Source organism: bacterium, assembly GCA_021372615.1.
Classification (GTDB): Bacteria; Armatimonadota; Zipacnadia; order Zipacnadales; family UBA11051; genus JAJFUB01.
Map to the genome: position 1 here is coordinate 20,129 of JAJFUB010000089.1, position 11,282 is coordinate 31,410.

Here is an 11,282-nt window from a genome sequence, read left to right on the forward strand (position 1 = left end):
CCTTCTGCGCTGGGCTAACGTCTCATCCTACGGGGAGCTGCGGCCTGCGGGGCTGACCCATGGTCCGACGGTTCCCTGATACCTGACCCATAGACCGAGGCCTGCACATGCTCGAAGCCATCAGCAACTACGCCAACCAGATCTGGAGTTCGACCCTGACCAACCGTATCGTGTGGGCCATCTGCATCGGTATCGTCACCGAGTTGCTGGTCTGGCTGCTCAACCGGCGGCTGCGCCGCGCCTTCGGCCCCGTGCTCCAGCGCGATGTGGTTCTGGACGCCACCGAGCGCGTCCGCCGTCGCCGCATCATCCTGGGGCTGCCGCTGCTGCTCGTGCGCGCGGTCCTGTACGGCCTCGCCCTCATCGTCGTGCTGCGCTACCTGGGCTTCAACACCAGCGCCGAGCTGGTGCCGCTCACCGTGTGTTTGCTAGCCGTGGCCGTCGCCATCGGCTGGCAGGCGCTGCTCGACGCCGTGGCGGGCTACTTCATCGCCTACGACAACCTGTTCGCCACCGGCGACCGGGTCACCATTGGCGACCTGAGCGGCACGGTGGTGGAGGCGGGCCTGCGTCACACCCGCCTGCGGGCCGCCGACAACCGCGAGCTGATCATCGCCAACCACACGATCAAGCAGGTCATCAACCACACGCGCACCGGGGAGATCGAGCGCCGCGCCGCGCGGTAGCGCCGGCGTCACGCGGCACCCCCGGCGTCACCCGAGGCGCATCCCGGAGACCACTCAAGCAGTCCAGTAGGGCAGGCGGCCTCGCCTGCCCGGCTCACCCTCGGCCGCTACGCCGATACACGTACGCGTTCCCTCGCTTGCCCACGTGCTTCACGACCCCCAACCGCCGCAGTGCGTAGGCCATCTTGGCCGCCGTGGGCTTGCGCAGCTTGAGCGCCTCGCGCAACTCCGCGACCGTGAAGTCGCGCGGCAGCTCCTCGGGCAGCAGCGCGGCCAGCTCGCGCGGATGCTCAAAGCGCCGCGCGCCGATGATGTTCACCAGTTCCCGGCCGATCAGCGACACGCCTTGCCGTCGCCAACTGCCCATGCCGTCCCGGCGGCGCAGGTCCCGTTCGTGGGTGAAGACGATCTCCAGCGACAGGCGGCGATGGCGCGGCAGGTCGTGCAGGTGCAGCAACTGCTCGAAGACATCGGTGGCGGCCCCGCGCTTGGGCGACCGCCGGGCCGACACCTCCCGCCCCGCCCCGTCCACGTACACGATCGTCTTGCGCTCCGCCACGGGGTAGACCAGCACCACCGGGTGCTTGCGCAGCAGTCGCCGCAGCTTCTCGCGGATGGCGCCGAAGGCCCCGGTCTGTATCTCGTAGACAACACCCTCGCGCAGCACGTCGGCGCGGTAGCCCTCGATGAGGGCTTCGACGACGCCATCGTCCCCGGCGTAGTGCTGCTGCAGGGCCACATGCAAGTCGGTCGGCATGGGCCCGGTCTTCGCCGCCGGGCGGGGCGAGGCCTGCCGGTTGCGGAGTTGGGGCGAAGTAGCGGGGGGTGTTGCAGGATGGGGGGGTAGTGTGGGCTTCCAGCCCGCCCCGGAGCGCGGCTCTCCAGAACCGCAGCCCCGTCGCAGGGCCCCGCCCACCTTCGCGCTACGCGCTACGGCGGCCACCCCACGACTCCCTTCATCTCCCCATCGCCTCATCCCCTCATCCCCTCGTCACACCCCCCCCGCCGTCAGCTCAGCACCACCTCCTGCGGGGGTAGGTTGAGCATCAGGCCATGCCTGGGGATGGTCGTGACGATCTCTCGGGCGTCGCGGTCGGGGAAGGCCTGGGCGAGCTTGCCGCACAGGCGGCTGCGGTGGGCGTAGATCTGCCCCGGCTCGGCCAGCGGCTCGCCCCACATGCGGTCATAGAGCACCTCGTAGCTGACGCACTTGCCGGGCTTCTCGGCCAGCGTGTGGAGCAGCCGGAACTCCGCCGGCCGCAACGGCACCGGCTGCCCGAAGAACACCGCCAGGTCGGGCCGGTCGTGGCTGAGCACCAGCGCTGGCAGGGGAGGCGCTTCCGCCTCGCGTGGGGCGGGACTTCCAGGACCGCCCGATACGTCGCGTGGTGCAGAACGGCCCGGACCACCCACTCGCCGCTGTGCCGCCGCGAGCACCTCACGCGCCACGCGCCCGGGCAGAATCTCCGCCAGGCGCTCCTGCCCCGCTGCCACAATCTCCCGCGCCTCCTGCAGCCCCGCTTGCGCCAACTGGCGGGCATGGTCGCGCCCCAGTCCGAAGCATGTCAGCCGCGCGAGCGGCAACTCCTCCGGCGTGAGACCGTGGCCGAGGCACTCGGCATGGCGACGCAGGCCCTCGGTGCTCGCCGCCCGCCAGCCGCGCTCGAGGCCGATGTCCGCCAGCGTCTCGACCAGCCACCCGACGACCTCCCCGAGGTGCCCCAGGCGCGCCGCCGCCAGGCGCACGCCGCGTTCCACCTCGTACGTGTCCTCGCTGCCCAGCCATCGGTATAGCGTCAGCACCGTGCGGGCGGCGCGCTCCCGCACGCGCCAGTCGTGCCGCTGGTCGCCCAGAAGTTCCTCCAGCAACTCGCCGTCTTGCCCCAGCTCCCCCGCGTGGCGCCGCAAGGCCTCCAGGTAGTCGCTGCGCCCCCCCCCGCCCGGGGGACCGGCTTCGCGGGCCTCGGCCGTCATGGCGGCGATGAACGTGGCCTCCAGCTCCGTCGGTGGGCGCGGCCGGGCGGCCCATGCGGCCAGCCAGCAGAATGTCTCGAAGCATACACCCGCCGCCGCGGCCCGCTGCCCGAGCGAGGTCGGCGCCACGCGCGCCCCGATCGTGTGCACGAGACCGCTGTCACGGCAGCGGGTCAGCACCTCGCGGATGCTGTCGGGCAGCTCCGCGCGGCTCTGGAGGTAGGCGCTGAACGTCCCGGCATAGACTTCATCCAGCGACGCCCCGCGCATGGCGGCCCCGGCGGCGATGGTCAGGGCTGCTTCGGCGGGCTGCAGCCCCATGAGCGCCGGTTCCGGCGGGCTGAAGGTGCTTCTGAGATAGCGCGCAGCGAGGGCCTCGGCGGCCAGGTCGGAGTCCGCCAGCAGAATGCCGCGCCCGAAGCCGCCGGAGCCGAGGCGCCCCGCACGGCCGGCGCGGTTCTCGAAGTCTGCCCGCGAGATGGGGGAGAGGGCCGAGGGCGCGCCGGCGATCTCGCTCTGCCAGCCGTGCGGGTCGATGATGACGTTCCGGGCCGGGAGGTTCACTCCCAGCGCCAGCGTCGGCGTCGAGCAGAGCACAAGCACCTCCCCGGCGGCAAAGGCCTGCTCCACCGCCCGCCGGTCCTCGCACTGCAGGTCGGCGCTGTGGAAGGCCACGCCGCACGCCATGAGCCGCTGCAGTTGCTCGCGGACGGCCGTGCGCTCGAGGTCGGCCAGCGCGTGGGGTCCGGCGTCCTCCCCATCACGAGCAGTGCGGGCCTCCACCCCGCCCCCGGTCTCTTGGTCCGTTCCGCCCCTCTGCGGGCTGAAAGCCCGCACTACTGAGGTGGCATCCTCCAGCCTCTCCGCCACTGCCAGCGCCAGCCGCAGTGCCGTCGCCCGGTCCCGGACGAAGAGGATCGTCGGCTCCTTGCGGCGGGCGAAGTGCAGGGCGAGGCGGGCCGCCGTATCGTTCGCGTTGTCGTCATCGGCCGCCGCGAAGCCCTCCAGCCGCTCCTCCACCATGCGCCCCTGGGCGCCCACATAGGAGAAGTGGTTGCCGACCAGCACACCCTTGCGCAGCTCCACCGGGCGCTCGTTGGTCTCCAGCCATTCTGCCCCCAGGTAGTCGGCCAGGCGCGGCGAGGCTCCGAGACACGCCGACAGCCCGACGATCTGCAGGCCCTCGCCTCGCTTGGCCTGCGCCAGCCGCCGCAGCTCTCCGAGCAGCAGCTCCAGGCACGGGCCGCGCTCGGGTTCGGACAGCGTCTGCAACTCGTCAATGACCGCCAGGCCCAGGAACTGCGACACACCGCCGCGCGCCCACAGCGCCCTGACCTTCTCAGGGATGGCGAGGGCGATGTCAAAGTCACCGCTGGTGAAGCGGCGGTCATCCTGCCGCCGGTCGCGAGTAGTGACGATGATACGCAGGCCCAGGGAGCTGTACAGCGCGGTGAAGTGGGCGAACTTGTCCTCGGCGAGGGCTTTGGTGGGGACGAGGTACAGCACCTTGCGTCCGGCGAGCGCGGCCCGCGTGGCGGCCATCTCGCCGACAAACGTCTTGCCGGCGCTCGTGGGCGCCTGCACGATCAGGTTCCGCCCGGCCAGCACGCCATGGCGCGCCACGGCCGCCTCCTGAACCGGCAGCAACTCCTGACCGTACGCTTCTTCCCAGACCCGGATCAACTGTGGTGGTGCGTTGTAGGCTTCGAGGGATGCGATGCGCATGGGGGTTCCCTCCCTTGACCAGACCGGGCGGGAGTGTATCGAACAAACGTTCGCCTGTCAAGCGCCAATCGCCGGCCTTGCGTGACGCTTGCGGAAGGCCTGGCACTGCCACCCCCGGTCTTGCGCGTGGCCGACGAAGGAGACGCCCCCACCGACGGCCAATCCCTCCGGCATGGTCATTGATGCACATGTCCACCTCAAGCATGGAGACGCCGCCGCCACCGAGTACCCGGCCGAGACCGTCGTGCAGGTCATGGACGCGGTCGGCATTGACCGCTCGGTGGTCTTCGCGATGTCCACCGACACTCGCCATGCCATCGAGATGGCCGCGGCCGCCGTCGCGCAGTTCCCCGACCGGCTCATCCCGTACGCCTACGCCCTGCCACACTATGAGCGGCCGGTGATCGACGAGCTGGCCGAGGCCATTCGCCTGGGCTTCCGGGGGATCAAGCTGCACATCGGCGAGTGCCGCCTGACGACCTACCTCGCCGACCCGGTGTTCCGCCTCGCGGGCGACATGGGGGTGCCGTGCCTGGTGGACTTCGGCGGCGACCTGAAAGCTGCCGAGCGCCTCGCGACCGACTTCCCAGATACGAAGCTCATCGTCGCTCACTTCGGGCGCTACCTGTGCACCGATCCGCTCCTGATGCGCGAGTGCTTGGCGCTCGCCGAGCGGCGTCCGAATGTGTGGGTGGATGCTTCGGGGGTCGTGATGCCCTGGATCATCGCTGAAGGTGTGCGGCGGATTGGCGCGGCGCGCCTGCTGTGGGGCAGCGACGGCCCGCACGTCATGCCCGACCTCGTCAGCTCCGCCGCCGAGCCGCTGCGACAGATCAGGGCCTTGGGGCTCACGTCGGAGGATGAGGCGATGGTGCTGGGCGGGACGGCGGCGGGGTTGCTGGGGGCATAACGCGGAGGACCGTGATCGCGCGCCCACGCGCCCCACGCACGACACACGGAGGCCTACCATGCCCGACCTCAAGCAGCGCCTGCTCGACGAGATGCGCACCTGGGAGATCATTGACTGCCATGAGCATCTGCCGCCCGAGAGCGTGCGCCTGGGGCAGCCTGTGGATGCCCTCACGCTCTTCGGCCACTACACCCACAACGACCTCATCACGGCCGGCATGAGCCGGGCCGACTATGACCGCACCCAGGACCACGCGGTCGCCCTGCGGGAGCGCTGGGAGCTGGTCAAGCCCTTCTGGGAGCGCATCCGGTTCACCGGATACGCACGGCCCATCCTACACGCCCTGCAGCGTTTCTACGAGGCCGATGACCTCACCGACGACACCGTCGAGGCCGTCAGCGAGCGGATGGCGGCTAACAACACGCCCGGCCTGTACGAGCGCGTCATGCGCGAGGCCTGCCGCATTCGCCTGTGTCTGACCCAGATCGGCCGCGTGCCCGAGGCGAACCGCGACCTGCTTGTGCCCATCCTGCCCCTGGACAGCTTCGCGCGCGTGCCGGGGCTCTACGAGATGGGGGAGAGCGCCAGTCTGCAAGGCGTCCGCACGCTGGCCGATTACCTGGAGGTCGTGCAGGCCAACCTGGAGTGCGCGAAGCGGCAGGGCGTGGTCGGCCTCAAGATGATGAGTGCGGTACTGCCGCCCGAGGACCCAGCCGCCGCCGAAGCTGCCTGGACCGCTCTGCGCGCGGGGAAGGAGCACGACGCGGCAGCGCTGGCGGCGTTCCTGAAGCACCGCACCCTCGAACTCGCCGCCGATGGGGACCTGACGGTCGCCGTGCACTGTGGCATCATCTGGACGAACTGGCAGGACTTCACGACGCTGCACCCGCGCCACATGATCCCCACGATCCTGGCCCACCGCCGCACGCGGTTCGACCTGTACCATGCCGGCATCCCGTGGCTGCGCGAGATCGGCGTCATCGCCAAGAGCTACCCGAACGTGTGGCTCAATCTGTGCTGGTGCCACATCATCTCCCCGCAGATGAGCATGGCGGCGCTGAGCGAGTGGCTCGACCTGGTCCCGTTCAGCAAGATCCTCGGCTTCGGGGGTGACTACGGCAAGCCCGTGGAGAAGGTGTACGGCCACCTCCAACTGGCGCTGGAGGACATCGCGACCGTGCTGGCCGGGCGTGTGGAGCAGGGCTGGATGACCGAGACCCAGGCCCTCCAGGTGGCCCATGCGTGGCTGTGGGACAACCCGGTGGAGCTGTACCGGTTGACGGTCTGAGCCTCGCCGCCGTCGCCGTGCCGTCGGAGGGGCCGGCTACCAGCCGGCCCGCCGTCCCTCAGGGCAGCCGCTCGCCAGTACGCCGAAAGTGCTCCCAGCGCCGCCGGTACTCTCGCTGGTAGTCGGCCACGGCCTGCGCGTAGCTCAGGCTCGGCGCGTCCGGACGGACGGTGCCGGACAGGACGAGTTCCACGCCCCCTGGCGGGACCAGTACCTCCCCCTGCTCCGGCGTCACGGTGGCGCCGTCCACGGTGGCCTTCTCTACGTCGAGGAACCATGGCACGCGCACCCACAGCCGCTCTGGCGGGTTGCGGAAGGCCGTCGGCAGGGCCACTGTGAGCCGGTCGTCCGCCGCCGTCACGGTCATGTCCACCGGTCCGAAGGCCGTCGGCGCCGCGCGCACCGCGAGGCGTTCCCCCGGTTGCACCCACGCCGGCGACACCGCCGACAGCAGGTGCAGGTCGTCGCCCTGCTCGCGCACCAGCATGTTGCGGATGATCTCGATGGTCTTGGCGATGGTCACGCCCTGGGGCAGGATGTTGAAGCAGTGGCTGCATTCGCGGGTGCTCCAGGGGATGGTGCCGAACTCCCCGGGCAGGTGGGTCGAGCTGGTGTGCAGCAGCAGCGCGTACAGTTCCTGGAGTGCCCACTCCTGATCCCAGGCCGTCCCGCGCACCAGCGAGACCTGCGTGTTGTTGGGGGTCTGCCAGTAGTGCATCATCGGCTGCTCGTTGAAGAAGAACTTGTCCCCGTCTCGGGCGATCGCCGAGGGCCAGATGTAGCGCAGGATGCCCTCCTCGTACTCGTCCCGGACATGCCGTAGCGTCGCCTCCACACGCGGGTCCAGCGGGTCGAACAGCACCTCGGGGTACAACGTCATCAGGTTGTCCCAGTCGTTGCCGTCCGTGGTGCGCTCCAGCGCGGGCGGGATGTACCCGCCGGTCTCCGCCACTTGCGCGTCCAGGGCCGGCTGGAAGGCCGTGTTGAAGCGCTCGTACTGAGCCGCGAAGCGCTCGGCGTCCTCGGTTCGGCCCATCTCGCGCGCCAGGAAGGTCGCATACTTCAGGCCGGCCAGCGTCCAGAACTGCTGCCCGGTCTGGCGGCACTCCTTGAGGAAGGCGTCATCACCGATGGTCGCCACCGGCCACAGGCCCAGCGGGTCCTGTGCGGTCTCCCGCTCCTGCCAGGCGCACGCCTCGACCACGCCGGGGTACACGCGCTCGAGGAACTCCCGGTCGCGCGTGAGGCGGTAGTAGCTGGTCCACCCCCACAGGTTCCACCCGAACAGCTCCCAGTACCGGGCCTCCTGGTGGCGGTGCATGCGGAAGCTGCCGTCGGGAAACTGCATCTTGCGCCAGTACAGGAGCCCCTCCCGCGTCACCTCCGTCAGTCCCATGTAGCCCATCGCCAGCAGCATGTTCGTGGGGTCGCTGCCGCCGTACCAGTCGTGGTAGTGGAACTTGTTGACATTGGCAATCGTGTCGCCATCCACGTGGTCTATGGCCAGCAGGTTGGCGATGGTCCCGGCGATCAGGTACTCCTGCACCTTCGGTTCGGGGATCTGCAGCGGCGCCCGCTCCAGCACCATCTCCTCCCAGAAGGTCATGGTCGCGTCGAAGACGCTGTCGTAGTCGGCCTCCCGGACCTGCTGCGCCTCCGGCGAGTCCTCGGGCAGGGGGACGATCGGCAGCTTGTAGGTCAACGCGCGGCTCTCGCCGGGGGCCAGCGGCAGGCAGTAGGTGACGAGGCCCAGCGGCGTGTGCGGGTCGCAGTGGTGCGTCGGGTGCGGGTTGCCCTCGACCTCGCCGGAGAAGTAGCGCACCATGCGCAGGCCGTTGTCCCGCGGCGCCAGCGACGTCAGGGCCGGCGCGGGAGCGGTGGGGTAGGTGTGGATGAGCCTCCCCTCGCGGATGAGCGCGTCGCCGGCGAAGCGGTACGCCCACTCCGGGTTGAAGCGGTTCTGCCCGGCGACCAGCGCCTCGGGCATGTTGCCGAACGCCTGCCCGAAGCGGTAGTCGGCCAGGTCCGTGTAGGCCGTGTTGACCGGCCCGCGGAAGCGCCAGGCGGTCGAGAAGTGCGCCGCCCGGGGCTCGTCGGTGGGGTTCGTGACAGTTACCCGCACGAAGTTGACCGGCAGCCCTTCGAGGCCCCCGCCCAGGTCGGCCGCGAACATCTGGAAGTCATACCGCAGGTCCTCCTCGCACACGTCGTACTCCACCGCCGGCAGACACCCCCGCAGCAGCGTGCGGTGCCGCTGCCAGGTCGCCCGGGGCGGGTTGCCGACGAAGAACATCAGCTCGCCGAAGCCGGTGAACACGTACCCCTCCGGTGTCACCTCACTGGCCACCGGCGCCCCGAAGGCCCCCAGGACATCATTGGGGTTGGTGAAGTAGCTGAACGGCTTGTCGGGCGCGTCAATCAGATCGGGGTTGTGCATTCCGAAGCGGTCGGGCATGGCCTTCACCTGGGGCAACAGGATGGCGCGGCTGTGGGTGCTGCGTGTTCACATGACCGGCAGGAGCAGGCGCGACGGGTGCTTGCTGTCGTGACGGATCGTGTTGATCGCCACCCGCCGCTCCCAGTCGGTCGAGGGGTTGCGGCCGGTGTGCGTGTTGACATCGAAGTGCGGCCAACTGCTGCCCGTGATGTCCAGGCGCAGGCGGTGGCCCTGCACGAAGCGATTGGCCAGCGGCCGCAGCAGCACCCGCACCAGCACGACCTCGCCGGGCGTGAGCAGCTCCTCCCGCTCGCAGCCGAGGCGGAACTTGGCGCGCTGGACGCCCTCAGACACCCCCAGCGCGAAGCCGGCCGGGTAGTCCGGCGACGAGGGGTGCACATCCACGAGCTTGGCGACGAAGTCGGTATCCGGGGCGTCGCTGCTGATCCACAGCTCGACGACGGGGTGGCCGGCCACCACGAGGTCCTCAGGCAGGGGCTCGGTCTGGAAGACCAGCACATCATCCCGCGCGGCCAGCGGCAGGAACGGCGGCGTGCAGCCATGCAGGTGCGGGCCCTCGACTTGGTTCCACGCCCCGTTGGTGCTGATGCGCCGGTTGCCGCCCTCGCGGAGGCGGGTGGTGGTGTAGCAGACGCCCGTGCTGCTGGGCACGGGACGGTCGGGGTCGGCCCGGAAGCTGCTCGCGGCCTCGTCCCCGGCCGGGGCGTCGGCGTTCAGTCCGCCCCCGGCGTGCAGGTGCAGGGCGACTTCGCGGCTCTCGGGTGGCCAGTGGTCGGCCCGGGCCCAGGCCCCACCCTGGTCGAGCAGGCCGTCAGCGGTCTTCGCGCCACTGCCGCCACCCATGACGAAGTACTGCACCCGCGCTGCGAAGGCCCCCTCGTCGTCCAGGCCCTTGAGCCAGCGGTCGAACCACCGCAGCTCGTAGTCCGGCGCCAGCGACGGCAGCGTCGAGGCCTCCCCGAAGCTCGTCTCGCCGATCCTGGCGCCCACGTCGCCATGCGTCCACGGGCCGAAGATCACGTACTGGTTCTCGTGGCCCATCTCGGTCAGCTTCGTGAAGACCAGCGTGTCGGGGTGAGCGTACGCGTAGTGGTCATACCAGCCGCAGATATGCAGCGTCGGGACGTCCGGCCAGCGCTCGGGGTACGCCGCCGGGGCGAGGCTGGGCTGCAGCCAGAAGTCGTCGAGGCACTCGCGCCGGATGAACTCGAAGGTCAGGTCCTCATACGAGGGCGCCAGCGCCAGCGGCGAGCGTCCCTTCTGCAGCGGCCAGCGCGCCAGCCACTCCTCGAAGCGCATGTCGTACAGCGCCTGCTTGACGCTCGGGTCGGCCAGCGCCTCCTTGCCATCCCCGGCCATCATCACCATGTACGAGATATAGAACACGTCGAGCGCCCCGCCCTGGCGCAGGACATGGTACTTGTGGGGGTAGCCGAAATAGTGGCACATGGCGGCCAGGTGGGGCGGCCGCTGGGTGGCGGCGGCCGCCTGGTCCGCCGCGCAGTACGAACCGCCCCACGTGCCGACCCGCCCGTCACACTCCGGCTGCGCCGCCAGCCACTCGATGGCGTCATAGCCGTCCACGTCCTCCTGGGCGAAGGCGGTGAAGACCCCGTCGGAGGCATAGCGTCCGCGCACGTCCTGGAGAGCGACGACATAGCCCCGCCGCGCCCAGCGCATGGCCTGGGGGCTGTTGGCCTCGCCCTTGTTGTACGGCGTACGCAGCAGCAGCGCCGGCTGCGGGCCGACGGCCTTGCCGTCGCAGGCAGGGAAGTACAGGTCGGTCGCCAGCTCCACGCCGTCGCGCATCGGCACGCGGACCTGCGGGCGGATCAGGACTTCGGGGAAGACGGGCTGTCGTGGTTCCACGGTACTCTCCCTATTCTGGCGGCCTCGCCGGAGGCATGTGTCACACGAAGGGCTGCGTGTCATTGTGGGCGAACAACCTGCCCGCCGGAACTGCCGACCACGCAGGACCATCCGGACACCGCTCTATTCGCGTTCCGGCCTCGGGTACTTCCTTCCCCACCCGACGAAGTGGGCCAGATGCAGGGCGCGCAGGGTAGCGTGAGGCTGCTGGCAGGACGGTCAGCGGTGGTCAGGGCGGGGTGTCGGCGCAGCCGACGAGGACCCCGCCGCCAACGTCGAGGTGCGGAGACGCCCTGGTTGGCGCCCGGGGCGCCAATGCTGACTGGCATGAGTCTGCGCACCCAGAGCTGATAGGTCGTGGGTGGCGCGGGG

7 protein-coding genes are annotated in these 11,282 nt (G+C 70.1%); 3 read left to right on the top strand and 4 right to left on the bottom strand.

Going from position 1 to position 11,282, the window contains the following annotated elements; genetic code table 11:
- The first annotated feature begins 107 nt into the window (after positions 1-107).
- The gene (locus LLH23_13155; GenBank protein ID MCE5239420.1) at positions 108-686 is read left to right on the top strand and encodes a mechanosensitive ion channel family protein; all 579 of its coding nucleotides are present in this window, start codon (positions 108-110) and stop codon (positions 684-686) included.
- 94 nt (positions 687-780) lie between these two features.
- Here the strand turns inward: LLH23_13155 and LLH23_13160 are convergent, their stop codons facing one another.
- Entirely contained in the window at positions 781-1,443 is a 663-nt protein-coding gene (locus LLH23_13160; protein MCE5239421.1) for a hypothetical protein, read from the bottom strand.
- Between the two features lie 251 nt (positions 1,444-1,694).
- Complete coding sequence (locus tag LLH23_13165; protein ID MCE5239422.1) at positions 1,695-4,385, bottom strand: DEAD/DEAH box helicase; 2,691 nt, start codon at positions 4,383-4,385, stop codon at positions 1,695-1,697.
- Between the two features lie 172 nt (positions 4,386-4,557).
- Here LLH23_13165 and LLH23_13170 point away from each other — a divergent pair, with 172 nt between their 5' ends.
- Together LLH23_13170 and LLH23_13175 are read left to right on the top strand one after the other, a co-directional pair.
- Positions 4,558-5,295 (top strand): amidohydrolase, encoded by a 738-nt coding sequence (locus LLH23_13170; protein ID MCE5239423.1) that lies wholly within the window; start codon positions 4,558-4,560, stop codon positions 5,293-5,295.
- Between the two features lie 58 nt (positions 5,296-5,353).
- The gene (locus LLH23_13175) at positions 5,354-6,583 is read left to right on the top strand and encodes an amidohydrolase (GenBank protein ID MCE5239424.1); all 1,230 of its coding nucleotides are present in this window, start codon (positions 5,354-5,356) and stop codon (positions 6,581-6,583) included.
- A gap of 58 nt (positions 6,584-6,641) precedes the next feature.
- On the opposite strand, the gene LLH23_13180 is transcribed toward LLH23_13175, so the two are convergent.
- Positions 6,642-9,038: a hypothetical protein gene (locus tag LLH23_13180; GenBank protein MCE5239425.1), complete on the bottom strand. Its 2,397-nt coding sequence runs from the start codon at positions 9,036-9,038 to the stop codon at positions 6,642-6,644.
- 48 nt (positions 9,039-9,086) lie between these two features.
- Complete coding sequence (locus tag LLH23_13185; protein ID MCE5239426.1) at positions 9,087-10,910, bottom strand: CocE/NonD family hydrolase; 1,824 nt, start codon at positions 10,908-10,910, stop codon at positions 9,087-9,089.
- Positions 10,911-11,282 lie beyond the last annotated feature (372 nt).

What these genes read in the sequence shown, in the direction of transcription:
- LLH23_13155 (MCE5239420.1), top strand. Translation starts at nt 108, where the DNA reads ATGCTCGAAGCCATCAGCAACTACGCCAACCAGATCTGGAGTTCGACC.
- LLH23_13170 (MCE5239423.1), top strand. Translation starts at nt 4,558, where the DNA reads ATGGTCATTGATGCACATGTCCACCTCAAGCATGGAGACGCCGCCGCC.
- LLH23_13165 (MCE5239422.1), bottom strand. Translation starts at nt 4,385, where the DNA reads ATGCGCATCGCATCCCTCGAAGCCTACAACGCACCACCACAGTTGATC.
- LLH23_13175 (MCE5239424.1), top strand. Translation starts at nt 5,354, where the DNA reads ATGCCCGACCTCAAGCAGCGCCTGCTCGACGAGATGCGCACCTGGGAG.
- LLH23_13160 (MCE5239421.1), bottom strand. Translation starts at nt 1,443, where the DNA reads ATGCCGACCGACTTGCATGTGGCCCTGCAGCAGCACTACGCCGGGGAC.
- LLH23_13180 (MCE5239425.1), bottom strand. Translation starts at nt 9,038, where the DNA reads ATGCCCGACCGCTTCGGAATGCACAACCCCGATCTGATTGACGCGCCC.